This window comes from Kocuria sp. WN036 (assembly GCF_002287015.1).
Taxonomy (GTDB): Bacteria; Actinomycetota; Actinomycetes; order Actinomycetales; family Micrococcaceae; genus Kocuria; species Kocuria rosea.
In genome coordinates, this window is sequence record NZ_NSKF01000016.1 from 50,822 (window position 1) to 74,556 (window position 23,735).

Sequence of the window (23,735 nt, forward strand, 5' to 3'; positions counted from 1 at the left end):
AGTATAGGCGGGCGGATCAGGCCGGCTCGGACGCCCCGTAGGCGCCGAGCGCAGAGTTCACCCAGAGTTCCACCTGCGCCACGACGTCGTCGGGCCCGATGACCGCGAGCTGGCCGCCGTAGCGGGTGACGAGCGCGCACACGGCCTCGGCCGTCTGGAATCCGATGAGCGCGGCCTCGTGGTCCGCCGCCGGCCCGGTGCGGGCCCCGCCGGGGACCCGGACCACGGCCGTGCGGGTGGCGTGGTACTGGTCGGCGATCCACCGGCTGCGCCGGTCGGTGACGAGCACGACCTCCACGGTGTCCGGGGTGCCGGGGGCGGGCGGGGACGCGGCGGCGGCCTCCTGGGCGGCGGGGCGCTCCCCCGCCGGCCCGGCGTCCTCGACGGCGGAGATCCGGTCCAGCCGGAAGTTGCGCATCCCCTCGGAGCCGAGGCACCAGGCGCGCACGTACCAGTGGGTGTTGGAGGAGAACACCTGGACCGGGTCCACGACCCGCTCGGTGAGCTCGTCGCGGGACGGGACCACGTAGCCGATCCGGATCCGGCGGCGCTGCTCCACGGCGCGGCGCACCGCGGACATGACGTCGGCGAGGGCGGGCGCGGGCGTGTCCGTGATGGGGCGGGCGCCCACCGCGTTGGCGAGCACCCCGGCGTCCCCCGCGGCGCCGGCGACCTTCGCGATCGTGGACGCTACCGCCTCGGAGTCCCCGCCGGGCACGGTGCGCAGCGTCTGCAGCCCCACGAGCAGCGCGGAGGCCTCCGGCTGCGTGAGGCGCACGGGGTCGGAGAGCTCGTCCGCGTTGGACAGGTAGACGTGGCCGTCGTCCCAGGACGCGTCGATCAGCTGGTCCGGCATGTGCCCGGGCTTGCCGCACACGAACAGGGTGTTGAGGTCCGCGATCAGCTCCTGGTCGGTGATCCCGAACCGGCGGGCGGTCTCCTCGAGCTCCGCGCCCTGGTGGGCGTAGACCCAGCGGACGATCTCGAGCAGCCGCGAGAGGTGGTCCGCGGTGGAGAGCTTGTTGCGCGTGCCCTTGCGGGACTTGTTGTTCCAGTCGACCTGCACGCCGCGGAACCGTGCCACGGCGGACTCGGCGCTCCGCAGCCGGCGCACCACCGCGGCGCGCACCTCGGCCTGCATGGTGGGGGCGGTGCCGTCCCCGTCCCGGGGCACGACGACGCCGGGGCCCGCCGCGGCGATCTCCTCGGCGAGGATCTCGGTCTCCGCGAAGGGGATGTGCAGCCGGTCCCACCGGTCCACGCCGTCCCCGGCGCCGACGCCGGGCTCCTGTCGGGCGGCCATTCGGCGCAGCATGTGCGCGTGGCCGGGCCGGGCCAGCACCTCCACGGTGCGCGCGGGGGCGTGGGAGACCATCTGGGACAGGGACTCGTTCATGGAGAAGCCCTCGGGCGGGTCGAACTCCTTGCGGGTGACCGTGACGTCGGACATGATCCGCGACAGCCGGAACGTGCGGGAGTCCTTGCGGTCCAGGTCCCAGCCGACCACGTACCAGTTGCCGTAGCGGGAGCCGATGCCCCACGGCCGCAGCCGCCGGGTGGTGAGCTGGTCGGTGCTGCGGGCGAGGTAGTCGAAGCGGACCTCGCGGTGGCGCACCACGGCCGAGAGCAGCGGCTCGAAGGACGGCTCATGGGCGGTGAGGGTGGGCTGCAGCAGCGGCGGGGCGTCGTCCTCCGGCAGGCCGCCGATGGCGGGCTCGAGCTTGCGCAGGGCCCGGCGGGCGAGCTCCCCGAGGGAGGCGTCCGTCCAGGCGTTGGCCGCCAGGGCGAGCACCGCGGACTCCTCCGCCGTGAACTGCAGCGGCGGCAGCGTGAAGGACCCGCGCGGGATCCGGTAGCGGTGGCCGTGCGTGTCGTCCGGGAACAGGGGGTCCTCGGAGACCTCCTCGATGGGGTAGCCGAGGTCGCGCAGCTCCGCCTTGTCGCGCTCGAACATGCGCTCGAACGCCTCGTCGGACGCGGACTCCGCGTACGACGGAACGGCCTCCCGGAGCTCGGCGCGGGTGTACCCGCGTTCGCGGGAGACCAGGGCGATGAGCAGGTTGAGGAGCCGCTCCGTCGATCGGGCTGCCATCCGGTGGGTCCTCAGCGCACGTCCAGGAGGTCCACCACGAAGATCAGGGCCTCGTCCGGGCCGATGACCCCGCCGGCGCCCCTGGAGCCGTAGGCCTGGTCCGCGGGGATCTCCAGCCGGCGGCGGCCGCCGACCTTCATGCCCAGCAGGCCCTTGTCCCAGCCCTCGATGACCTGGCCGATGCCCACGGTGAAGTCGAGGGGCTGGCCGCGGTTCCAGGAGGCGTCGAACTCCTCGCCGGCGGAGAACGTCACGCCCACGTAGTGGCAGGAGATCTGCTTGCCGGGGGTCGCCTCGGCGCCGGTGCCCTCCACGAGGTCGGTGCTGACGAGCTCGGTCGGGGCCTCCCCCTCGGGGAAGTCGATCTCGGGCTTGCTGCGGTCGAGCTTGCGCTCTCCGAAGGACATGGGTGCTCCTGTTCGTCGGGTCGTCGACGGGTGGTCGTCGGGATCGGAGGGGCCTCGGGGGCCCACCGGGCCACCTTAGCCGACCGGGGGCTACTCCCCGGTCGCGGAGGGGGACGGCGAGGCGGAGGCCTCGTCCTCGGCCGGCGCCTCGGGGGTGTCCACGGCCGCCAGGATGTCGACGACGAAGAGCAGGCTGCCGGCCGGGTAGTCGGAGTCCTCGCCCAGGTCCTTCTCCGTGCCGTAGGCCTGGCCGACGGGCACGGAGAGGATCACGCGGGAGCCCTCCTTCTTGCCCTCGAGGCCCTCCTGCCAGCCCTCGATGACGGTGTCGAGCGGGAAGGACGCGGGGGCGCCGTTCTCGTAGGAGGAGTCGAAGGTCTCGCCGTCGGACCACTTGACGCCCACGTAGTTCGCGATGACGGTGTCGCCCTCGGCGACCTCCTCGCCGTCGCCCTCGATGAGGTACTCGGAGACGAGCTTCTTCGGGGCCCTGCCCTCCGGCTTCGCCACGGCCGGCACGCCCTCGTCGTTCTCGGTGATCTCCGGCAGGCCCCGGGGGCTGTCCTGCATGTCGCCCTCGATCTCGGTGGGGATCTTCCGGACGACCTCGTAGACCTCCACGGAGGTCGACTCGTCGCCGGCGGCCCCGGAGGTCTCCGGGGAGGAGTAGGCGATGATCGCGCCCTCCTTGGCGCCCACGAGCGCGTCGTACATCTCCGGGATCGACTCCTGGAGGCCCTGCTCGAGCTGGAGCACCTGGCCGGCGCCGCGGGAGTAGGTCTCGCCGATGGACGTGCCGTCGGAGCCCTTGAAGAGCGCCGCCTGCAGGAGGATGGTGTCGCCCTCGGCGAGCTCCTCCCCGTCGCCCTCGCGCAGCTCCTTCGCCCCGGCCTCCTCGGCGTTGAGCGGGGTCTCGAACGTGACGGACGGGGCCGTGCCCGCGTCCGGCTCGTTGCTGAGCTCCACGGAGTCGACGCCGGGCCCGGAGCAGCCCGTGAGGACGAGCGCCAGGGACAGGGCGGCGCCGGAGGTGGTCAGGGTCTTTCGCACGGGTGTCTTCCTCAGAGGTCGGCCCGGGTGGGGGCGGTGGGGTCGGACGGCTCGGGCCGGGACGGCGGCCAGCCTAGTGCAGGGCGCTGGGCGTTGACTGGACGGGGCGCCCCCGCGGCGCGGCTCAGACCACGGGGGCGTCCCCGTGGGCCCGCCCCGCGGTGTCGCGCTCGCCGAGGGCGGCGATCAGGGCGTCGGCCTCCGGGTGCGCCACGGCGAACGGGTCCTTGCACAGCACCGTGCGCCGGCCGCGGTCGTTGACCTTCAGGTGCACCCAGTCGACGGTGTACTCGTGCCCGGACGCGAGCACCGCCTCGATGAACCGGCCGCGCACGGCGGCCCGCGTGGCGGGCGGGGTGCGGGCGGCCTCCTGGACGCGCTCGTCGGGGACGAAGGTCGCGGCCCGTCCCCGGCGCTGCAGGAGGTTGAAGAGCCCCCGCTCCGGGGCGGTGTCGTGGTAGGCGAGGTCCAGCTGCGCCATCCGGGGCGCGGCGAGGTCCAGGCCGTCGCGGGCGGCGTAGCCGTCGAGGAGCTTCTTCTTGATCGCCCAGTCGATCTCGGTGTCGATCGCCGAGGTGTCCTGGCGGGCCACGGCGTCCAGGGCCCGCTCCCACAGGTCGAGCACCCACGGCACGCGGTCGTGGTGGGCCCCCTCGCGGTCCACGAACCGGCGCACGGACTCCAGGTGCTCGTGCTGCAGGTCCAGGGCGGAGCGGCGGGTGCCGTCGGCGAGCAGGACCGGGCGGGTGCCGGTGAGGTCGTGGGAGACCTCCCGCAGGGACCGGACGGGGTCCGCCATGGTGCGGTCGGGCAGGATCTGCCCGGCCTCGATCATCCGCAGCACGAGGTCGGTGGTCCCGATCCGCAGCGCCGTGGTGGTCTGGGACATCGTCGAGTCGCCCACGATGACGTGCAGCCGGCGGTAGTGCTCGGCGTCGGCGTGCGGCTCGTCCCGGGTGTTGATGAGGGGCCGGGAGCGCGTCGTGGCCGAGGAGGAGCCCTCCCAGATGTGGTCGGCGCGCTGGGAGAACGAGTAGCTGGGCGTCCCGGCGTCGTCGCCCATCCGGACGGCGCCGAAGTCCTCGGGCCCGGCGGGGTGGACCCTGCCGGCGCCGACGAGCAGCTGGCGGGTGACCAGGAACGGGATGAGGATCTGCACGAGCCGGGCGAACTCGGTGCGCCGGGAGATCAGGTAGTTCTCGTGCGAGCCGTAGGAGTTGCCGCGCGAGTCCACGTTGTTCTTGAACAGGTACAGCTGCCCGCCCACCCCCTGCTCCGCCAGGGCGTCCTGGGCCTGCCGCCGGAGGTCGTCGACGATCAGCTCGCCGGCCTTGTCCTGGGCGACGAGGTCCTCGAGCGTGGCGCACTCCGCGGTGGCGTACTCGGGGTGGGAGCCCACGTCCAGGTAGAGGCGCCCGCCGTTGGGCAGGAACACGTTCGAGGAACGGCCCCAGGCCACCACGGGGCGGAAGAGGGTGCGCGCGGCCTCCTCCGGGCTGAGCGGACGGGCGCCCGGGGCGCTGTGGGTGAGGCCGAACTCGGTCTCGACCCCGTAGATCCTGCGGTCCATGGGGGCTACTGGCCGCCCTTCTGGACGAAGCCCTTCACGAACTCCTCGGCGTTGGACTCGAGCACGCCGTCGATCTCGGCGAGCAGGTCGTCGGCGCTGGTAGCGCTGGTCCGGGACTGGGCGGTGGGTGCCGTGGGGGCGGGGGCTCCGGGCTCGGGGAGCTCGGACTCCTCGCGGCGCTGGGCGCCGGTGCCGAAGATGCGTTCCTGGGCCATGACGGGGTTCCTCCTGGGGATGGTGGTCGGGGTGCTCAGCCGAGGGAGCCGGTGTGCACGAGGGCGGGTCGGGCGGTGGCGAGGGCGCGGACGAGGTGCTCGGTGTCGGGTGCCGCGCTCAGCAGGGGGTCGACGTCCTCGCGGGTCAGCTCGAGCGGCTCGGGCATCGCGATCCGCGCGCCGCGGCGGACGCCGGGCAGGGTGAGCGAGACCGAGTCCCAGTTGGCCGTGAGGACGTCGTCGGGGAAGCGGGTCATCAGCCGGCCGCGGAACCACGCCCGGGTGTCGGCGGGGGGCAGGTCGGCGGCGCGCTCCACCTCCTCGGCGGTGAAGAGGGTGCGCATCCGGCCGGCCGCGACCAGCCGGTGGTGCAGGCCCTTCTCCGGGCGCACGTCCGCGTACTGCAGGTCGATGAGCGTCAGGCGCGGGTCGTCCCAGGCCAGGCCGTCGCGCTCGCGGTAGCCCAGCAGCAGGGCGTGCTTGGCGACCCAGTCCAGGCGGTCCGCGAGGGACAGGGGGTCCGTCTCCAGGGCGTCGAGGACCTCCGCCCACAGCTCGAGCACCTCGCGGGTGTCCGGGTCGGGGCCCCCGGTCGCGTGCTCGTGCGCCCGGGCGGCCTCGAGGTAGAGCCGCTGCAGCTGGACGCCCGTGAGCCGCCGGCCGTCCCGGAGCAGGACGGTGGTGGTCAGCCCCGGGTCGTGGCTGATCGCCTGCAGGGCGGCCACCGGGTCGGCGAGGGCGATGTCCGGGGCGGCACCGGCCTCGATCAGGCCGAGGACCAGGGAGGTGGTGCCGAACTTCAGCAGGCTCGAGGTGTGGGAGAGGTTGGCGTCGCCGATGATGACGTGCAGGCGCCGGTGGCGGGTGCGCTCGGCGTGGGGCTCGTCGCGGGTGTTGACGATGGGCCGGTGGACGGTGGTCTCGAGGCCGACCTCGCGCTCGAAGAAGTCGGCGCGCTGGCTGATCTGGAAGCCCGGGCGCCCGCCGCGGTCCCCGATGCCGACGCGACCGGCGCCGCACACCACCTGGCGGGAGGCGAAGAAGGGCAGCAGCCCGGCGGCGAGGGCGGCGAAGGGCACGGCGCGGGGCACGAGGTAGTTCTCGTGGGCGCCGTAGGAGACGGACTTGTTGTCGGTGTTGTTCTTGTAGAGGTTCACGACGTCGAGGCCGGTCGTGGCGGCGCTCGCGGCGATCGCCCGGACCGCGTCGAGGGCCACCCGGTCCCCGGCGGCGTCCCAGAGGACGGCGTCGCGGGGGGTGGTGACCTCCGGGGAGGAGTACTCGGGGTGCGAGTGGTCCACGTAGAGGCGGGCGCCGTTGGGCAGGACGGTGTTCATCACGACCTGCCGCCAGTCCAGGGACTCGGCGTGGGACCCGATCTCGCGGAGGGCCTCGGCGGCGACCTCCTCGGCCGTGAGCACGGGCGCGACGTCGGTGAGCTGCGAGGGGTCGGCCTGGTCGCGGGGGACGGTGAAGCCGCGGGCGTCCTCGAGGGGGGTCTCGCCGTGGTAGTCCCACCCGGCGGCGGTCCGGGACGCGCCGAGGCGGCGCCGCACGAGGGCGGCGTAGGTGGTGACCACCTGGCTGGAGAGCGCGGTGGCGTTGGCGTGCGGGTTGCCGGTGGCGAGCACGCCGAACTCGGTCTCGGCGCCCATGACGCGGCGGACGCTCACGCGGGCCCCTCCCCCGGGACCGGTCCGGTCGGCGCCGGTCCGGTCGGCGCCGGGGCGTGGCGCCCGCCGGGGCCGGCCGGGTGCGGGTCGCGGTGCAGGACCACGCGCAGGTCGGTGATGGTGTCGCCGCGGCGGCCCGAGATGCGGGCCCAGTCCTCGGGGTTGGAGGTGTTGGGCAGGTCCTGCTGCTCGTGGAACTCCTCGTCCACCGCGCGGACCAGGTGGTCGCGGCCCAGGCCGCGGACCCCGGTGGTGAGCAGGTCCTTGATGGCCTGCTTCTTGGCCCGGTCCACCACGTTGCGGATGACCGCCCCGGAGGTGAAGTCGCTGAAGTGGAGGGTCTCCTCGGTGCCGTCCCGGTAGCTGAGGTGCAGGAACCGGGTGCCGGGGCTCTTCTCGTACATCCGGGCCACGGCGGCGTCCACGAGGGCGGCGACGGCCCCGGCGCGGGAGCCGGCGGCGTCGACCTCGTCCTGGCGCAGCGGCAGGTCCTCGGTGACGTAGAGCCGCAGGATCTCGGCGGCGCCCTCGGCGTCCGGGCGGTCGATGCGGATCTTCACGTCGAGCCGGCCCGGGCGCAGCACGGCGGGGTCGATCATGTCCTCGCGGTTCGTGGCGCCGATGACGATGACGTTGTCCAGGCGCTCCACGCCGTCGATCTCGGTGAGAAGCTGCGGGACGATGGTGGTCTCCACGTCCGAGGACAGCCCGGAGCCGCGGGTGCGGAACAGGGAGTCCATCTCGTCGAAGAACACGACCACGGGGATGCCGCGGGCCGCCTGCTCGCGGGCGCGCAGGAAGATGGAGCGGATCTGGCGCTCGGTCTCCCCCACGTACTTGTCCAGCAGCTCGGGGCCCTTGATGTTGAGGAAGTAGCCCAGGGCCTTCCCGCGCCCGGCGCGGTCCGCGGCGCGCTCGGCGAGGGAGCGGGCCACGGCCTTCGCGATGAGCGTCTTGCCGTTGCCCGGGGGCCCGTAGAGCAGGATGCCCTTGGGCGGGGTGAGCCCGTGCTCGCGGTAGAGCTCGGGGTGCACGAAGGGCAGCTCGACGGCGTCGCGGATCTGCTCGATCTGGGGGCCGAGGCCGCCGATGTCGTCGTAGGAGACGGCGGGGACCTCCTCGAGGACGAGCTGCTCGACGTCGGAGCGCTCGATGGGCTCGAGGGCGAAGCCGGTGCGGTGGTCGATGGAGACCGCGTCGCCGATCTCCGGGCGGCTCCGGCGCAGGAGCCCGGAGAGCAGCAGGACGCGCTCCTCGTCGGAGCGTCCCACGGTGAGGACGCGGTCGTGGTCGACGATCTCCTTGACGGTGGCGATCTCGCCGGTCTGCTCGTAGTCGAGGACGGCGCCGACGGTGTAGTTCTGGTCGAGGAGGACCTGGCGGCCCGGTTCGCAGGCGGCGAAGCTCACGAGCGGGCTGAGGGCCACGCGCATGCGGCGCCCGGCCACGAGGACGTCGAGGGTGCGGTCGGTGACGGCGGGACCGCTGCCCGTCTGCTCGCCGACCGGGGTGCGCCCGGGGTTGACCTGCAGCACGGTGCCCTGGCTCAGCGGCGGGACCAGGTCGTTCTCGAGGGCGCGCTTGAGCTGGGCGATCTCGGTGCGGGTCGCGTCGAGGAGCCGGACGAGCTTCTGGTTCTGGGTGCCGGCGGCGGCGAGCTGCTTGTCGAGGGCGCGCTTCTGGTCGCGCAGGATGTTGACCTGCCGCTGGGCGTTGGTCAGGGCCCGGCGGGTCTGCTCGGCGTCCGCCGGCCCGGTGCCGGCCGGTCCGGTGGTCTGCTGCGGGGAGGTCTCGTTCACGGGCGCTCCTCGTGGGGCTGCTCGGGCGCGGCGTCGGGTGCGGGGTCCGCCGGAGCGGCCGCCGGTGTCGTGGCCCGGGCGGGGGCGTCGGCCGGCGGGGTCGCGCCGGCGGCGCGCTCGGCCAGGCCCAGGGCGTCGCGGCCGGCGCGGCGCAGCTTCTTGTCGGTGACGTCCCGCTCGCCGAGGGCCACGGGGGTCCAGGCCTGCAGGTCCTCCTCGCTGTACTCGGACTTGGAGGCCCGCCGCTTGGGCGCCAGCCGCTCGGAGCCGTCGGCCAGCCGGCGGGCGGAGAGCAGGAAGCCGGTGTGGGCGACCATGCGGTGGTCCGGGCGCACGGCCAGGCCCTCGACGTGCCAGCCGCGGACCATGGTCTCGGAGGCGTCGGGCTCGGTGAAGCGGCCGTCGGCGCGCATCGCCTCGGCGGTGCGGGAGAGCTGGGTGACGGTCGCGACGTAGCACATGACGACCCCGCCGGGGGTCAGGGCCGTGGCCACGGCGTCGAGGCACTCCCACGGGGCGAGCATGTCGAGGACCACGCGATCCACGGAGCCGGGCGCCTCGTGCTCGCCGAGCTCCTCGGCGAGGTCCCCGATGCTGATCTGCCACGCGGGGTGGGGGCCGCCGAACATGGTCTCCACGTTGCCGCGGGCGATGTCGGCGAACTCCGCCCGCCGTTCGAAGGAGTGCAGCCGGCCCTCGTCCCCCACCGCGCGCAGCAGGGAGATGGACAGCGCGCCGGAGCCGACACCGGCCTCGACCACCCGGGCGCCCGGGAAGATGTCGGCCATCGTGACGATCTGGCCGGCGTCCTTGGGGTAGACCACCGCGGCGCCGCGCGGCATGGACAGCACGAAGTCCTTGAGCAGCGGGCGCAGGGCCTGGTACCGGAACCCGGCGGAGTTCTCGACCACGGTGCCCTCCGGGCGGCCGATGAGCTCGCCGTGGCTGAGCACGCCGCGGTGGGAGTGGAACTCGCCGTCGTCCGCGAGCGTGACCGTGTTCATCCGGCCGCGCTCGTCGGTCAGCTGCACGCGCTCCCCGGCCCGGAAGGGCCCGCGCCGGTTGGCGGCGCCCCGCGGGGACGCGGGGGCGGGGGCGGCGGTGTGGTCAGCGGTTCCGGTCATCGGCTCACTCTCGGGGCAGGGCGTGGTCTGGTCTGGTCGTGCGGGGGCCGGCGGAGGCTCCGCAGGCCCGGGGTCCTCCCCCATTGTGTCACCGCGGCGCGGGGGGCCGGGGCGGGGCCTGGCGTCAGCCGGCGAGCAGGCGCTCGAGGGCGGCGGTGCGCAGCACGCCCACGAGGGCGCCGTCGGGTCCCGTCACCACGTAGTGGGGGTACTCCCGGGCGGCGACGGCCCGCAGCAGGGACTCCTCGCGCAGCCCGGCGTCGAGCACGGCGTCGGCGGGCAGGTGCTGGAGCACGGACGTCAGCGGGGTGTCGGCCCGCCGGGCCGGGGGCACGGCGTCGGCCGCGGCCGGCAGGAGCAGACCGACGACCTGCCGGTCCGGGGAGACGGCCAGCACGTGCGGGACCGGGCCGCCCGGGGCGGCGGCGCGGGCGAGGTGGTCGGTGACCAGCCGGTCGGTGTGGGCCAGGGAGACGCCCTCCGGCACCGCCACGGCGGGCTCGGCCAGCGCGGCGGCGCTGACGCCGTGCACGCGGGACAGGACCGCCGCCCCGCGCAGGGACGCCCCGGCGCCCTGCCACATGAAGCCGGCGATGAGGACGACGAGCACGAGGGCGACGGGCTGGTTCCACAGGCCCGTGACCCCTGCCCCGACGACGAGGCCCACGGCGAGCAGCCGGCCCGTCCAGGCGGCCACCACCGTGCCGTGGTGCTCCCGGCCGGTGACCGCCCAGACCAGGGCCTCCACCACCCTGCCGCCGTCCAGAGGCAGGCCCGGCAGCACGTTGAAGACGCCGACGATGAGGTTCGCCCACGTGGTGAGGTCGAGCAGCACCCAGCCGAGCGTGGGCGACGGCTCCCCGGTGCGCAGCAGCGTCCAGCCGGCCAGGCCGAGCGCGAGGTTCACGGCCGGTCCGGCCAGCGAGACCGCGGCGGAGGCCAGCGGGGTGCTGCGCACGTCCCCGAAGTGGGTGTGGCCGCCGAGCAGGCTGAGCACGATCCGGCCGGTGGGCCAGCCGAAGGCCCGGCCCGTCCAGGCGTGGGCCAGTTCGTGCAGCAGCACGGACAGGGCCAGGGTCAGGGCGAAGCCCAGGGACGCGGCGTAGTTGAGCGCGCCGAGCCGCGGGTAGGCGGTCATCAGCACGGGGGTGTAGAGGAGCACGGTGACCGCGGCGATCACGAACCACGACCAGGAGAGCGTGACGGGGACCCCGCCGATCCGGCCCAGGGGGATGCCCTCGCTGCGGGGGCGGCTCACGCGCGGGCCCCGGCCACGATGCGGCCGAGGTCCTCGGGGCCCACGCCGGCGAGGCTCGGCAGCACGAGGTCGGCGCCGGCGTCGTCGAGCGGGACCATGTTGGGCACGCCCACGGTGAAGATCCCCGCGGCGGTCGCGGAGCGGATGCCCGTGCGGGAGTCCTCGACGGCCACCATGCCGGCGCGCGCCAGCGGCCGGCCGGCGCGCTCGGCGAGACCGGCGGCGCCGATCCGGTAGGGGTCGGGGGCCGGCTTCGCCGGGTGGCCGAGGTCGCCGGTGACGACGACGTCGAAGACGCCCGGGCCGCCGAAGGCGTCGAGGACGACCTCGGCCAGGGGCGCTTCGCTGCTGGTGACCAGGGCCAGGGGCACGCCGCGCTCGCGCAGGGCGGCGACCAGCTCCGGCGCCCCCTCCTTGTAGACGACCCGCTCCCGGGTGCGGGCCGCGACCCGGCCGATGAGCCGGTCCACGATCTCCCGGACACCTAAGCGCACCCCCTGCCGCTGGAACACGGCGGCGGCGTCCTCCAGCCCGGTGCCGACCATGGCCAGGGCGTCGGCCTCGGTCCAGGTGCCCCCGTGGGAGCGGACCAGCTCGATCTCGGCCTCGATCCAGTACGGCTCGGTGTCCACCAGGGTCCCGTCCATGTCGAACAGCACGGCGGTGGGCAGGACGTCGTCGGGGGACGCGGACGGGAGGCTGGACATGGCCTCCATCGTAGTGGCCGCAACACGGGGCCCCTCGTGCCGGGGCCTCTTGCCGTCGATGTCCCGGCGCGTAGTGTGGGTTCCGTGAGCAACAACTTCGACGAGACGTTCCCCCGCCCCCAGGCGGGGCCGTTCGGCGTGGTCCGCGAGGACGGTGACCAGGAGCGCGTGACCGTGCTGGTGGCCGCGTTCGAGGGGTGGAACGACGCCGGGGACGCCGCCACGGACGCCGTGCAGTTCCTGGCCACCCACTACGGGGCGAAGGACGTCTTCGAGGTGACGTCGGACGACTACTACGACTACCAGTTCTCCCGGCCCCTCGTGCGCCGGGGGGCGACCGGCGACGTGAAGATCGTCTGGCCCACGACCCGGCTCTCCACCGCCACCGTGCCCGGCACGAACCTCGACCTCGTGCTCCTGCACGGCTGGGAGCCCTCCTACCGGTGGCGCTCCTTCACCGCGGAGCTGCTCGAGCAGGCGACCCTGCTCGACGTCGACTTCGTGGTGATGGTCGGGGCGCTGCTCGCGGACGTGCCGCACACCCGGCCCATCCCGGTGACCAAGACCTCGGACACCGCCGAGCTCCAGGACGAGCTGGGCATCGACTCCTCCCAGTACGAGGGTCCCACCGGGATCGTGGGGCTGCTCTCCCACATGGCCTCCCTGGGCGGGTTCCCCACGGTCAGCCTGTGGGCGGCGGTGCCCCACTACGTGGCGCAGTCCCCCTCCCCGAAGGCCGAGCTGGCCCTGCTGCGGGAGCTCGAGGAGCTGCTCAGCATCACCCTGCCCCTGGACGCCATCGTCGAGGACGCCGAGGCGTGGGAGCGCGGGGTCAACGAGCTGGCCTCCGACGACCCGGAGATCGCCGCCTACGTCCAGCAGCTCGAGGAGGCCAAGGACACCACGGACCTGCCCGAGGCCACCGGGGACGCGATCGCCAAGGAGTTCGAGCGCTACCTGCGCCGCCGCCGCGACGAGAAGTGAGCGGCGCCGGCGCCCGGTGACGGGGACCGGACGACGGAGGGGCGGCACCCGGTCCCGGGTGCCGCCCCTCCGTCGTTCCTGCGCCGTGTCGTTCCTGCGCCGTCCGGCGGGACCGGGCCCGCCGGCGGGCTCAGAGCTCGATGCCGAGCCGGGCGTCCACCAGGTCCCGGACCAGCCGGGCGTCCGCCCCGCAGGACCCCGGGGTCCCGGTGGTCAGGGCGTCGGCGGCCCACGCGTCCAGCGCCGCCAGCGCCGCGGGGGCGTCCAGGTCGTCGGACAGGGCGGTGCGCACGGCCTGCAGCAGCGGGGCCGCGCTGCCCTCCGGGGCCACGGCCAGGGCGCGGCGCCACGCGTCCACGCGGGCGACGGCGCCGGCCAGCACGAGGTCGGTCCAGAACCAGTCGTCGGTGTAGCGGTGGGCGAGGATCGCGGTGCGGATCACGGCGGGATCGACCCCCTGGGCCCGCAGCGCGGAGACGAGCACCAGGTTGCCCTTGGACTTGGACATCTTCTCCCCGTCGAGGCCGACCATCCCGGTGTGCAGGAAGTGCCGGGCCATGGGCCTGCCGGTCAGCGCCCAGCAGTGGCCGGCGCCCATCTCGTGGTGCGGGAAGACGAGGTCCGAGCCGCCGCCCTGGACGGTGAACGGGGCGGGCAGGTGCTCCAGGGCGATGAGCGAGCACTCGATGTGCCAGCCGGGCCGACCCGGGCCCAGCGACGCGCCGTCCCAGGAGGGCTCCCCGGGGCGCTCCGCGCGCCACAGCAGCGGGTCCAACCGGTGCCGCTTGCCCGGGCGCTCGGGGTCCCCGCCGCGCTCGGCGAACAGCGGCAGCATCTGCTCGGGGGTCAGGTGGGAGACGTCGCCGAGCACCCACGCGTCGTCGTCGTCGGTGGGCAGCGCGCCCGCGGCCTCGACGTCGAAGTAGACGTCCCCGTCCGGCTCGCCGTCCCGGCCCGCCACCCGGTAGGCGAGGTCGCGGGCCACGAGGCGCTCGACGGCCGGCACGATCCAGCCGACGGCCTCGGTCGCGCCCACGTAGTGCTGGGGCGGGAGGACGTTGAGCGCGCTCATGTCGGTGCGGAACAGCTCGGTCTGCTCGGCGGCCAGGTCACGCCAGTCCACGCCGGTGGCCGCGGCCCGCTCGAGCAGCGGGTCGTCCACGTCGGTGACGTTCTGCACGTAGTCCACCGGGGTCCCCGCGTCCAGCCAGGCGCGGTGCAGCAGGTCGAAGGCCACGTACGTGGCGGCGTGCCCCATGTGGGTGGCGTCGTACGGGGTGATCCCGCACACGTAGAGGCTCGCCCGCTCCTGCCGGGGCAGCTCCACCCGCCGCCGCAGCCGGGTGTCCTGCACGACGGGCAGGGCCGCCTCGCCAGGGAGGTCGGGAACGGGTCGGGCGGACCAGGCTTTCATGCTCACCTCGGGTGGTTCGGGGATCGGACGACGGCCGCGGGGCCTCACCCAACCTACCGGACCGGCCGCCGCCCCCGATCCGGAGGTGACGCAGGGCTCAGGCGCTGATCACCCCGAGGCCCAGGAGCACGAAGATGGCCAGGCCCAGGGCGATGCGGTACCACACGAAGATCGTGTAGCTGCGGTTGGAGATGTAGTGCATGAACCAGCCGATGATCACGTACGCCACCACGAACGCGATGCCCGTGGCCACGAGGGTCTCGGTCATGCCGTAGGGCCCCGCCTGCGGCTGCCCCACGGACTGCGCCAGCTTGTACAGTCCCGAGGCGAACACCGCGGGGATGGCCAGCAGGAACGCGTAGCGGGCCGCGGCCTCGCGCGTGTAGCCCATCAGCAGTCCCGCCGTGATCGTGCCGCCGGACCGCGAGACCCCCGGGATCAGGGCCAGCGCCTGCGCCAGCCCGAAGAGCACGCCGTGCTTGACGGTGAGGTCGTCCAGGTGCCGGGCCTGCCGGCCCACCCGGTCCGCGACCGCAAGGATCACACCGAAGACCACCAGCATCGTGGCCGTGATCCACAGGGAGCGGAACTCCGTGTCGATGTAGTCCTCCAGCAGCAGCCCCAGCACGCCGATGGGCAGGGAGCCCAGGATGATCAGCCACCCCATCCGGGCGTCGGGGTCCGAGCGCTCCACGCGGCCCACCAGGGACAGGGTCCACTGCTTGAGGATCCGGACGATGTCCCGCCAGAAGTAGATGATCACGGCGGTCTCGGTGCCCAGCTGCGTGATGGCCGTGAACGCGGCGCCGGGGTCGGCGCTGTTGGGCAGCAGCTCGCCCACGATGCGCAGGTGCGCCGAGGAGGACACGGGGAGGAACTCGGTCAGGCCCTGGACGAGGCCGAGAATGATGGTTTCGATCCAATTCACCCGGCCACCCTACGGCACGCTCCGCGCCGGGGACGGCGGGACAGGCCCGGACGCGGCAGGAACGGCCCGCCGTGCGGGCCGTTCCTGCGGGTGCGGTGCGGGGGACGGGGCTCAGCGGGCGGAGCGCGCCCCGTCGGCGTCGTCGAGGTCCTCGTAGTCCTCCTCGTCGACGAGGTCCTCGTCGAGCATCTCGTTGTCCTCCAGGAGCTCCTCGTCGTCCTCCGAGTCGTCCTCGTCCTCGTCCTCGTCGTCGGAGTCGTCGTCCGAGTCGTCCTCCTCCGCGAAGACGGTCAGCGGGGTGACCTCGTCGTAGGCGTCGTAGAGCGCCTCCTCGTAGGCGTCGAAGGCGTCGGCGATGGCGATGTAGGCGCCGTCGACGGCCGGGTCGTCGTCGCTGCGCCGGTTGGACGCGGCGACGAGGTGTTCTTCGAAGGCGCTCACGAGGGCCTGCAACGCGGCACGAGGGTCATTGCTCATGGAGTAGACGTTAGCGCTATTCCGTGCAGAATGGGGACCGATGAGAGAACAAGTCCGGACCAGCTCGGCCACCCTCACGAGGGACGCCGACCAGCGCTACGAGTACCTCCTGCTGACCGTGGCGCCGCACGAACCGCTCGGCGACGCGCGGGCCCGGCTCAGCGAGCACGCCGAGTACGGCAAGTGGGAGCTGACCCGTTCCGTGCTGCTCTACGGCGGGACCCGCAAGTACTGGCTGCGCCGCCGGGTGATGCGCGTGGAGCGCACCGTCTGAGCCCGGGACCCGGCCCCGCCGGCGGGGCTCAGCCCCCGATCGGGCCCAGCAGCGCCTTGGCCACGGCCGCGTGCACGGACTCGTCGTCGGACGGGTGGTAGATCCCGGCGAGCACGTCCCGGTACAGCCGTTCCAGCTCCCCGCCCCGGGAGTACTGGGCCCCTCCCGAGCTGCGCATCGCGAGGTCGACGACCCCGCGGGCCGCCTCGGTGGCCCGGTGCTTGACCCCGGAGAACAGCAGGAACCAGCGGGGGCCGTGGTCCGGGGCGCCGGCGGTGCCGAGGGCGTCCACGTCCGCGGTCAGCCGGAGCAGCTGCAGCTCCACCCCGTCCCGCAGCAGGGCGGCCTCGGCGATCCGTCGGCGGACGTCGGGGCGCTCGGCGCGGGGCGCTCCCCCGCCGCGGGACCGCCGGGTGCCGGCGATCTCCACGGCCAGCTCCACCGCACGGTCCGCGATCCCGGTGTAGACGGCGGCCAGCAGCAGCTCGAAGCAGCCGAAGACGCCCCACACCACCGGGTCCGGGTTCGGGCCCACCGGGGTGCGGGTGAGCACCTGCTCCGCGGGCATCGGCACCGAGCGCAGCACCGTGGTCCGGGACTGTGAGGCCCGCATGCCCATGGTGTCCCAGTCGTCGAGGACCTCGATGCCCTCCGCCGCCCGGTCCAGGAGGCCGAAGACCAGCGGCGTGCCCTCCTCGGCGTCGTCGCGGGCGTGGACGATCAGCCGGGTCCACACGGGGGACAGCGAGGTGAAGATCTTCGTGCCCGTGATCCGGTAGCCGTCCGCCACGGCCACCGCGGTGGTGTCGGAGTCGAAGAGCACGGAGTCGTTGCCCGCCTCGGAGATGCCGAAGGCGAAGATCTCCCCGGCCGCGGCCAGCTCGAAGATCCGCTCGGCCCGGGCGTCCCCGCGCAGGCGCAGGGTGTGCGCCACGCCCACCAGGACGTGGTGCATGTTGATGCCCAGCGCCGTGGCGGGGGCGGCCGCGGCGAGCCGCCGCTGCGCGGCGACCGCCTGCTGCAGCGTGAACCCGAGACCGCCCCGGTCCCGCGGCACCAGCATCAGCGGATAGCCGATCCGCACCAGGTCCGCGAAGTCCTCGTCGAAGAACCGGTTCTCCCGGTCGTAGCCGGCGGCGCGCTCGCGGAACGTCGCCAGCAGGTCGTCCGGGAGCAGGGTCTCGGGCACCAGGTCGCCGGCCGCCCGGTCCTCGGGGGCCTCGGCTCCCGCAGGTGCGGGTGCGGGTCGTGCGGTCGCGGGCTGCGGTCCGGTGGCGGGGTGCATCTCGCTCCTGTCGGCGGTCGTCGGGGTCGTGGGTGCTCCGGCGGTCGGGCGGGCCGGGGTGGGAGGGGCCGGTGGCCGGTCAGTACCGGGTCAGCAGCCGGTGCAGCACGCGGGAGCCGAACTCCAGGGAGTCCGTGGGCACGCGCTCGTCCACGCCGTGGAACATGGACGGGAAGTCGAGCTCGTCGGGCAGGCGCAGCGGCACGAACCCGTAGCCGGTGATGCCGAGCGGGTCCAGGGACTTGTTGTCCGTCCCGCCGGAGAGCATGTACGGCAGCACGACCGCCTCGGGGTCCTCGGCGTGCAGCGCGTCGACCATGGCGTCGACCACGGTGCCGGAGAACGGCACCTCGAGGGCGATGTCGTCCGACTCGAACTCGAAGGACACCCCGTCCCCGGCGAGCTCCGCGAGCTTCGCCAGCACGATCTCGCGCTGGCCCGGCAGATAGCGCACGTCCAGCCCCGCCTGGGCGGAGCCGGGGATGACGTTGACCTTGTAGCCCGCCTCGAGCATCGTCGGGTTCGCGGTGGTCTGCAGTGTCGCGCCCACGAACCGTGCCACGGAGCCGAGCTCGGCGAGCAGCCGCTGGGGGTTCTGGGGGTCGAACTCCACGCCCGTCAGCTCGGTGACCGAGTCCAGGAACGCCCGGGTGGTCTTGGTGAGCTCCACGGGCCACTGGTGCTCGCCGATGTTGGCCAGCGCCCTCGAGAGCCGGGTGACCGGGTTGTCGTCGTTGATCTGGGAGCCGTGCCCGGCCGTGCCCTGCGCGTTGAGACGCAACCACATGAGGCCCTTCTCCGCCGTCTGCAGCAGGTAGGCCCGCCGGCCGCCGATGGTGGCCGAGTACCCGCCGACCTCGCTGATGGCGTCGGTGACGCCGTCGAAGAGACCGCGGTGGTGCTCCGCGATCCAGTGCGAGCCGTACACCATGCCGGCCTCCTCGTCGGCGAAGAAGCCGAAGACGATGTCCCGCCGCGGCCGGTCCCCGGTGCGCACCATGTGGCGCAGGACCGAGATCATCATGGCGTCCATGTCCTTCATGTCCACGGCGCCGCGGCCCCAGATCATGCCGTCCCGGATCTCGCCCCCGAACGGGTCCACGGACCAGTCCGCGGCGATCGCGGGCACCACGTCCAGGTGGCCGTGCACCAGCAGGGCGTCGGCGGAGGGGTCGGTGCCCTCGATCCGGGCGAAGACGTTGGCGCGGCCGGGCGCCGACTCCAGGACGGTCGTGGCGAGACCGACCTCCTCGATCAGCCCGGCCACGTACTCGGCGGCCCGCCGCTCCCCCTTGGCGTCGCCGCTGCCGTAGTTGGAGGTGTCGATGCGGATGAGGTTGCGGCAGATCTCGACGGTCTCGCCCTCGGGCGACGACGCCGCGGCCGCTGCGGCGGGAACGGTCTGAGGATCGGTCATGGCGGTCCTTCCTGGGGTTCCTGGTGGGCGGGTGGGGTTCAGCGGACGGCGGTGTCGCGGCCGGGGTAGCTCAGCAGCACGAGGCGTCCGGACTCCTCGACCACGACGACCTCCTCAGTCTCCCCGGGAGCGTCCTCGGGGGCGACCTCCAGCCGGTACCCCTCGGCGGTCTCGACGGCCTCGCCCTGGACGGCGAGCGTCTCGTAGCGGGAGGTGTCCGGGTGCCACCGCTCGAGGTGGACCCCGCAGTACTGGGAGCTGCCCTCCGTGGCCCGGTGCACGAAGTCGTGGGACAGCAGCTCGCAGGCGCCGTCCCAGTCGCGCTCGGCCATCGCGTCGACGAACGCCCGGGTGGTGCCCTCGGGCGTCCCGAGGTCGGGGCCGCACCCGGTCAGGCCGACGGCGGCGGCGAGGACGAGGCACAGCCGCAACGGGGCCCGGACGCCGGTGGCGCGGGTGGCGTGGACGGTCATCGGGCTCCTTCTCCGGGCGTGCGCTCCCAGCCTATCGTCACCGGCACCGGTGCGTTCGCCGCGCGGACGGGGTGTGAACCGCTCACCATAACCACGGGAATTCCGGCCGTCGGGTTCATTCCGTGATGTCGTCGTTATTCTCCTGTGATAGACGAAACAATTTCACACACTTCCTATTTGCAATGGGAATTCCCTAGCCTTTCCCTGGGCGCCTTCCCCAGCCCAATCTGTCTCGTCGTCCGGCCGGACGACGATAGCCCCCCGCCGCACGGAACCCCCCAGTTCCTCCGTGCGTGCAGACAGACCAGGAAGCAGAAGCACCCATGGCGAAACATCGCTGCGCCCCCGCGCGCCGTCACGGCCGCATGGCCGCTCTGGCCCTCTCCGCCGGCATCGGCGTCACCACGCTCGCCGGCACCTCGCTGCTGGCCGGTCCGGCGGCCCACGCCGCCGCGCAGGACATCGTCGCGGTGGACGCCGCCACGCGTCAGGCCGACGCCCAGCTGATCCTCGACGAGATCAACCGCTACCGCGAGTCCCTCGGCGTGAAGCCGCTCAAGTACTCCGCCACGCTGTCCCAGGTGGTGCAGAAGGAGTCCGACCGGCAGATCGTCGAGGAGAAGTTCTCGCACAGCACCACCTTCCTCACCGATCCGCGCACCGGGCCCTGGACCAGCGCCAACGAGGTGATCGCCCTGGAGCACCACCGGGACGTGCGCGCCCTGGTGGCGTGGTGGAAGTCCTCGGCCGCCCACGACAAGGCGATCAAGGACCCGCGCCACGAGGTGATCGGCATCGGCCTCACCTACGCGGACGGCCGGCTCGAGAACTCCGGGCAGCCCTGGCAGGTGCTCTCCACCGTCAACCTCTACGGGTACGCCAACGGCGGCGCGCCCGCGGACGCCTCGACGCGCGTGAACGGGGCCCCGGCCTACACCTACGAGACGTCGACGCCCGTCCAGCCCCCGGCAGGCTACGGCGTGGCCGGCGCCATCGGCGCGAAGTACCACGCCCTGGGCGGCGCCGCGGTCGTCGGTCAGCCCGTGACGGCGGAGCGCGGCGGGCTGCGAGCCGGAGGCGTCTACCAGGAGTTCTCCCTGAACGGGCGCAAGTCCACCCTGTACTGGAGCCCGGCCACGGGCGCCCACCGGGTGGAGAACGCCACGGTCATCGGCCAGAAGTTCGTGGCCGGGGGGCGGGAGAACGGCTACGGCTTCCCGACCACAGAGGAGCGCCGGCTGGCCGACGGGTCCTCCTACCAGGTCTTCTCCCGGGACGGGGCGCTCACCAAGGTGCTGTGGACCCGGGCCCACGGCGCGCGTGCGGTGCACGAGACCGGCGCCATCGGCCGCGCCTGGAAGGCCGCCGGCTTCGAGCGGGGCTACGGCTACCCGGTCACCGACGAGATCCGCACCGGGGCCACCGTCTACCAGCGCTTCTCGAACGGGTACAGGGTGAACTGGTCCCCGGCCACCGGTCAGGTGTGGGTCACCGGCTGGTGACCCGGGTGCCCCGGGGCGCGCCCCCCGGGGCACCGGCCGGGCTCAGTGCTCGAGCACGATCTTGCCGAAGTGCCGGGCCGACTCCATCTCCCGGAACGCGTCGGCGGCCTCGGCGAGGGGGCGGCGGCGGTCGATCACCGGCCGCAGCCCGGTCGCCTCGAGCGCGCGCACGAAGTCGGCCTGGTCCCGGCGGCTGCCCACCAGCAGTCCTTGGAGGCGCGCCTGGCGCGCCATGAGCAGCGCCGTGGGGACGTCGCCCGCCGCCCCGGTGAGCACGCCGATCAGGGAGATGTGGCCGCCGACCCGCACGGCGCGGATCGACTGCGCCAGGGTGCCCGGGCCGCCGACCTCGATCACGTGGTCGGCGCCGCGCCCGTCCGTGAGCTCCTGGACGGCGCGGCCCCACTCGGGGGTCTCGCGGTAGTTGATGACGTGGTCCGCGCCGAGCCGCCGGACGCGCTCGAGCTTCTCGTCGGAGGAGGACGTGACCACCACGGTGGCGCCCACGGCCTTGGCGAGCTGCGTGGCGTAGACCGAGACGCCGCCGGTGCCCAGGGCCAGGACCACGTCCCCCGCACGGAGCCCTCCGTCCACCACGAGCGCCCGCCAGGCGGTGACGCCGGCCGTCGTGATGGTCGCGGCCTCGGCGTGGGACCACCCGGCCGGGGCGCGCGTGAACCACGTGGCGGGACGCACCACCGCCTCCCGGGCGTAGCCGTCGAGCCCGTCTCCCGGGACGCGCCGGAAGTTCCCGTCCACGGGGGGTCCGTCCTGCCAGAGCGGGAAGAAGCAGGAGACCACGGCGTCGCCCTCCGCGAGGTCGTCGACGCCCTCCCCCACGGCCTCGACGACGCCCGCGCCGTCCGCCAGCGGGATCCTCCCGTCCTCGGTCCGCGTCCCGCCGGAGACCACGAGGTAGTCGTGGTAGTTCAGGGAGCTGGCGTGCACGCGGACGCGGACCTCGCCGGGGCCCGGCGCGCCCGGGTCGGGGGCCTCCCCGAGCTCGAGCCGGTCCAGGCCGCCGGGGGCGGAGACGGTCAGTTGCTTCACGGGTGGTCCTCCAGGCGCTGTGGGGTCGTCGGTCGCCGCCCACGATAGCCGCCGCCCCCGGTAGTGTCATCAGCACGCTTCGGATGCCCGGTGGGGCGGGGTCGCGACGGCCACGGCCGCTCCCGGCCCGATCCGCGGACCCTGCCGGGCTCGCTCAGTGGGCGCCCACCGCGCGGGCGTGCCGGGCCGCGGCCTCGGCGCCCTGCGTCCACCGCTCCCCGTGACCGGGCAGCACGGTGCGCGCCCCGGTGGCGGCCACCGCGTCGAGGGAGGCGAGGGCCACGGCGGAGTCGTGGGTCGCGGCCCCGGCGACGATCTGCGGGCCGCGCCGGCCGGTGTAGGGGTCCAGCGTCACGAGCGCGTCACCGCTGAGCACGGTCCCCCGGCCGGGCAGGTCCAGGACGCAGTGCCCGTCCGTGTGGCCGGGGGTGTGGACGACCACCGGCCGGCCCGGGACAGGCAGGACGGCCCCGGCCTCGAGCGGGCGCAGCTCCCGCACGCCCCGGACCGCGAGGGCCCCGGCCGCCGCCATGCGGCCGAGCAGCGGCAGGGACCGCGGGTGGGTGAAGGGGTAGAGGAACCGGTTGCGCTCGGGCCGGTACCGGTACGGGTGGGCGGCCAGCCGCGCGTCCGCAGGGTGCCCGTGCACCGGCAGCCGCCACTCCTCCTGCGCCCGCCGGGCGAAGCCCACGTGGTCGAAGTGCGCGTGCGTGAGCACCAGCGCCCTGACCTCGTCGGGGCGCCGCCCGCGCTCCTCGAGTCCCGCCAGCAGCATGGGCCACATGCTCGGCAGGCCGGCGTCCACGAGCGTGACGCCGTCCTCGTCCTCGACCAGGTAGCAGTTGACGTGGGCGTGGGTGATGCGGTGGACGCCGTCGGCCACTTCGGGGGTGAACATGGGTCTCCTCACTCGATCAGTGTGCTGATCATACCTGCCGGGCGCCGACACCGGCCAGGCGACCGCCCCGCCGGGCGGCGCGCCCGGTACCATGGGCCCCACGCAGGGCCCCGGTCCGCGGATCCCCCGGTCCGCCCGGAGCAGGCCCCGTCCTCCCCCGACCTGAACCCCCCGAAAGGTCCCGCTGTGAACGCTCAGCGCCCCGATGCCCTGCCCTCCGTGGAGATCGTCGCCGTGCCCTTCCACCGGCTCCGCCGGAACCGGTGGGCCATGACCTTCGTCCCGGCCGGCGGCGGGCACGCCGTCCGTCGCACGTTCCCGGAGTTCCGGGACGCGGTGGCCGCCGCCCGCGGCCTCGCCCTGGCCGGGAGGACGCCCGTCAGCGCCTGAGCCCGGCGGCTCCCACCGCCGCCGGTGCCTCTGCGGCCGGGGGTCACTCTGCGAGCGCCTCCACGAGGACGTCGGCGACGGCCTGGCTGGACTGGGGGTTCTGGCCGGTGATCAGGTTGGCGTCGCGGATGACGTGGCTGGACCACGCGGGGCCGGTCTCCACGACGGCCCCCTTCTCCCGGAGCACGGTCTCCAGGAACCAGGGGGTGTTCTCCCCGGTGCCGCCGCCGAGCTCCTCCTCGTTGGTGAAGGCGGTCAGCCGGCGGCCCGCGAAGAGGAACGTCCCGTCGTCCTGGGCGCTGAGCAGGGCTGCCGGGCCGTGGCAGAACGGGGCGATGAGCCGGCCGGTCCGGTCCGAGGAGGCCAGGATCCGGCCGAGCGAGGGGTCGTGGACGAGGTCCGCCATGGGACCGTGGCCGCCGGGCAGGACCACGGCGTCGTAGTCGTGCTCGTCGACCTCGGCGAGGACGCGGGGGGCGGCGAGCTCGGCGTCGATCTCCTCCAGGTACGTGCGGAACTCGTCGGCCCGCTCCTGGCCCCCGGTGACGTCCGGGGAGAGGCTGACCCGGTCCACGGTGGGCCGGCGACCGCCGGGGGTGGCGATGTCGACGGTGTGCCCGGCCCGGCGCAGCGCCCGGTGGGCGACGACGAGCTCCTCCGCCCAGAAGCCGGTGGGGTGCTCGGTGCCGTCCCGCATGGTGAGGGAGTCGGCCGCCGAGACGATCATCAGAACACGGGCCATGATGGT

General features: G+C 74.1%; 23 protein-coding genes. 4 read left to right on the forward strand and 19 right to left on the reverse strand.

From position 1 onward, the window contains the following. Positions 1–16: 16 nt before the first annotated feature. The 10 genes from CK505_RS11165 to CK505_RS11210 form a co-directional block, all read right to left on the reverse strand. Complete coding sequence (locus tag CK505_RS11165) at positions 17–2,092, reverse strand: YafY family protein (RefSeq protein WP_017833514.1); 2,076 nt, start codon at positions 2,090–2,092, stop codon at positions 17–19. Between the two features lie 11 nt (positions 2,093–2,103). Further along, a complete protein-coding gene (locus CK505_RS11170) occupies positions 2,104–2,499 on the reverse strand; it encodes an FKBP-type peptidyl-prolyl cis-trans isomerase (protein ID WP_017833513.1) in 396 nt (131 codons plus the stop codon). Between the two features lie 90 nt (positions 2,500–2,589). Beyond that, on the reverse strand, positions 2,590–3,549 hold the full coding sequence (locus CK505_RS11175) for an FKBP-type peptidyl-prolyl cis-trans isomerase (RefSeq protein ID WP_095651095.1): 960 nt from the start codon (positions 3,547–3,549) through the stop codon (positions 2,590–2,592). A 124-nt stretch (positions 3,550–3,673) separates the two neighbouring features. Next, on the reverse strand, positions 3,674–5,119 hold the full coding sequence (gene pafA, locus CK505_RS11180) for a Pup--protein ligase (protein ID WP_095651096.1): 1,446 nt from the start codon (positions 5,117–5,119) through the stop codon (positions 3,674–3,676). A 5-nt stretch (positions 5,120–5,124) separates the two neighbouring features. Continuing rightward, on the reverse strand, positions 5,125–5,334 hold the full coding sequence (locus CK505_RS11185) for a ubiquitin-like protein Pup (RefSeq protein ID WP_017833510.1): 210 nt from the start codon (positions 5,332–5,334) through the stop codon (positions 5,125–5,127). Positions 5,335–5,369: 35 nt separating this feature from the next. Then, entirely contained in the window at positions 5,370–7,007 is a 1,638-nt protein-coding gene (gene dop / locus CK505_RS11190; RefSeq protein WP_095651097.1) for a depupylase/deamidase Dop, read from the reverse strand. Next, the gene (gene arc, locus CK505_RS11195) at positions 7,004–8,728 is read right to left on the reverse strand and encodes a proteasome ATPase (protein ID WP_255250940.1); all 1,725 of its coding nucleotides are present in this window, start codon (positions 8,726–8,728) and stop codon (positions 7,004–7,006) included. The genes dop and arc overlap by 4 nt, the downstream gene beginning before the upstream one ends. Before the next feature lie 74 nt (positions 8,729–8,802). Beyond that, entirely contained in the window at positions 8,803–9,930 is a 1,128-nt protein-coding gene (locus CK505_RS11200; RefSeq protein WP_017833507.1) for a tRNA (adenine-N1)-methyltransferase, read from the reverse strand. A 124-nt stretch (positions 9,931–10,054) separates the two neighbouring features. Continuing rightward, complete coding sequence (locus CK505_RS11205; RefSeq protein WP_095651099.1) at positions 10,055–11,188, reverse strand: site-2 protease family protein; 1,134 nt, start codon at positions 11,186–11,188, stop codon at positions 10,055–10,057. Continuing rightward, positions 11,185–11,895 carry an HAD family phosphatase gene (locus CK505_RS11210; RefSeq protein ID WP_035923916.1) on the reverse strand — a complete coding sequence of 237 codons (711 nt, stop codon included), beginning with the start codon at positions 11,893–11,895 and terminating at the stop codon, positions 11,185–11,187. Before CK505_RS11210 ends, CK505_RS11205 begins: the two co-directional genes overlap by 4 nt. A gap of 75 nt (positions 11,896–11,970) precedes the next feature. Between CK505_RS11210 and CK505_RS11215 the strand changes: the two genes are divergently transcribed. Further along, positions 11,971–12,879, forward strand: a complete 909-nt coding sequence (locus CK505_RS11215) for a PAC2 family protein (RefSeq protein ID WP_095651100.1) — start codon at positions 11,971–11,973, stop codon at positions 12,877–12,879. Positions 12,880–13,009: 130 nt separating this feature from the next. Here the strand turns inward: CK505_RS11215 and mshC are convergent, their stop codons facing one another. The 3 genes from mshC to CK505_RS18455 form a co-directional block, all read right to left on the reverse strand. Beyond that, a complete protein-coding gene (mshC, locus tag CK505_RS11220) occupies positions 13,010–14,293 on the reverse strand; it encodes a cysteine--1-D-myo-inosityl 2-amino-2-deoxy-alpha-D-glucopyranoside ligase (RefSeq protein WP_095651101.1) in 1,284 nt (427 codons plus the stop codon). A 97-nt stretch (positions 14,294–14,390) separates the two neighbouring features. After that, a complete protein-coding gene (locus CK505_RS11225; RefSeq protein WP_017833502.1) occupies positions 14,391–15,221 on the reverse strand; it encodes an undecaprenyl-diphosphate phosphatase in 831 nt (276 codons plus the stop codon). A gap of 111 nt (positions 15,222–15,332) precedes the next feature. Then, positions 15,333–15,698, reverse strand: coding sequence for a primosomal protein (locus tag CK505_RS18455; protein ID WP_176475325.1), 366 nt, complete (start codon positions 15,696–15,698; stop codon positions 15,333–15,335). A gap of 40 nt (positions 15,699–15,738) precedes the next feature. Between CK505_RS18455 and CK505_RS11235 the strand changes: the two genes are divergently transcribed. Next, on the forward strand, positions 15,739–15,972 hold the full coding sequence (locus tag CK505_RS11235; RefSeq protein WP_035923920.1) for a DUF5703 family protein: 234 nt from the start codon (positions 15,739–15,741) through the stop codon (positions 15,970–15,972). Positions 15,973–16,000: 28 nt separating this feature from the next. On the opposite strand, the gene CK505_RS11240 is transcribed toward CK505_RS11235, so the two are convergent. From CK505_RS11240 to CK505_RS11250, 3 genes are all read right to left on the reverse strand, one after another. Further along, a complete protein-coding gene (locus CK505_RS11240) occupies positions 16,001–17,257 on the reverse strand; it encodes an acyl-CoA dehydrogenase family protein (RefSeq protein ID WP_255250936.1) in 1,257 nt (418 codons plus the stop codon). 79 nt (positions 17,258–17,336) lie between these two features. Then, the gene (locus CK505_RS11245) at positions 17,337–18,674 is read right to left on the reverse strand and encodes a M20/M25/M40 family metallo-hydrolase (RefSeq protein ID WP_017833811.1); all 1,338 of its coding nucleotides are present in this window, start codon (positions 18,672–18,674) and stop codon (positions 17,337–17,339) included. 38 nt (positions 18,675–18,712) lie between these two features. Continuing rightward, positions 18,713–19,147, reverse strand: coding sequence for a hypothetical protein (locus CK505_RS11250; protein WP_017833810.1), 435 nt, complete (start codon positions 19,145–19,147; stop codon positions 18,713–18,715). Positions 19,148–19,470: 323 nt separating this feature from the next. Between CK505_RS11250 and CK505_RS11255 the strand changes: the two genes are divergently transcribed. Next, the gene (locus CK505_RS11255) at positions 19,471–20,649 is read left to right on the forward strand and encodes a CAP domain-containing protein (RefSeq protein ID WP_031283166.1); all 1,179 of its coding nucleotides are present in this window, start codon (positions 19,471–19,473) and stop codon (positions 20,647–20,649) included. Positions 20,650–20,691: 42 nt separating this feature from the next. On the opposite strand, the gene CK505_RS11260 is transcribed toward CK505_RS11255, so the two are convergent. Both CK505_RS11260 and CK505_RS11265 read right to left on the reverse strand, forming a co-directional pair. After that, positions 20,692–21,699, reverse strand: coding sequence for an NAD(P)-dependent alcohol dehydrogenase (locus CK505_RS11260; protein ID WP_017833808.1), 1,008 nt, complete (start codon positions 21,697–21,699; stop codon positions 20,692–20,694). Positions 21,700–21,853: 154 nt separating this feature from the next. After that, complete coding sequence (locus CK505_RS11265) at positions 21,854–22,597, reverse strand: MBL fold metallo-hydrolase (protein ID WP_035923923.1); 744 nt, start codon at positions 22,595–22,597, stop codon at positions 21,854–21,856. A gap of 186 nt (positions 22,598–22,783) precedes the next feature. On the opposite strand from CK505_RS11265, the gene CK505_RS11270 reads away from it, so the two are divergent. Continuing rightward, positions 22,784–22,987 (forward strand): hypothetical protein, encoded by a 204-nt coding sequence (locus tag CK505_RS11270; protein ID WP_095651103.1) that lies wholly within the window; start codon positions 22,784–22,786, stop codon positions 22,985–22,987. A gap of 43 nt (positions 22,988–23,030) precedes the next feature. Here CK505_RS11270 and CK505_RS11275 read toward each other — a convergent pair whose 3' ends face one another. After that, positions 23,031–23,729 carry a type 1 glutamine amidotransferase domain-containing protein gene (locus tag CK505_RS11275; protein ID WP_095651104.1) on the reverse strand — a complete coding sequence of 233 codons (699 nt, stop codon included), beginning with the start codon at positions 23,727–23,729 and terminating at the stop codon, positions 23,031–23,033. Positions 23,730–23,735: the final 6 nt, after the last annotated feature.

Bases quoted from the DNA above. Each gene is read 5' to 3' on its own strand.
- CK505_RS11165 (WP_017833514.1), bottom strand. From the start codon at position 2,092: ATGGCAGCCCGATCGACGGAGCGGCTCCTCAACCTGCTCATCGCCCTG.
- CK505_RS11170 (WP_017833513.1), bottom strand. From the start codon at position 2,499: ATGTCCTTCGGAGAGCGCAAGCTCGACCGCAGCAAGCCCGAGATCGAC.
- pafA (WP_095651096.1), bottom strand. From the start codon at position 5,119: ATGGACCGCAGGATCTACGGGGTCGAGACCGAGTTCGGCCTCACCCAC.
- CK505_RS11185 (WP_017833510.1), bottom strand. From the start codon at position 5,334: ATGGCCCAGGAACGCATCTTCGGCACCGGCGCCCAGCGCCGCGAGGAG.
- CK505_RS11200 (WP_017833507.1), bottom strand. From the start codon at position 9,930: ATGACCGGAACCGCTGACCACACCGCCGCCCCCGCCCCCGCGTCCCCG.
- CK505_RS11210 (WP_035923916.1), bottom strand. From the start codon at position 11,895: ATGTCCAGCCTCCCGTCCGCGTCCCCCGACGACGTCCTGCCCACCGCC.
- mshC (WP_095651101.1), bottom strand. From the start codon at position 14,293: ATGAAAGCCTGGTCCGCCCGACCCGTTCCCGACCTCCCTGGCGAGGCG.
- CK505_RS18455 (WP_176475325.1), bottom strand. From the start codon at position 15,698: ATGAGCAATGACCCTCGTGCCGCGTTGCAGGCCCTCGTGAGCGCCTTC.
- CK505_RS11235 (WP_035923920.1), top strand. From the start codon at position 15,739: ATGAGAGAACAAGTCCGGACCAGCTCGGCCACCCTCACGAGGGACGCC.
- CK505_RS11240 (WP_255250936.1), bottom strand. From the start codon at position 17,257: ATGCACCCCGCCACCGGACCGCAGCCCGCGACCGCACGACCCGCACCC.
- CK505_RS11245 (WP_017833811.1), bottom strand. From the start codon at position 18,674: ATGACCGATCCTCAGACCGTTCCCGCCGCAGCGGCCGCGGCGTCGTCG.
- CK505_RS11250 (WP_017833810.1), bottom strand. From the start codon at position 19,147: ATGACCGTCCACGCCACCCGCGCCACCGGCGTCCGGGCCCCGTTGCGG.
- CK505_RS11255 (WP_031283166.1), top strand. From the start codon at position 19,471: ATGGCGAAACATCGCTGCGCCCCCGCGCGCCGTCACGGCCGCATGGCC.
- CK505_RS11265 (WP_035923923.1), bottom strand. From the start codon at position 22,597: ATGTTCACCCCCGAAGTGGCCGACGGCGTCCACCGCATCACCCACGCC.
- CK505_RS11275 (WP_095651104.1), bottom strand. From the start codon at position 23,729: ATGGCCCGTGTTCTGATGATCGTCTCGGCGGCCGACTCCCTCACCATG.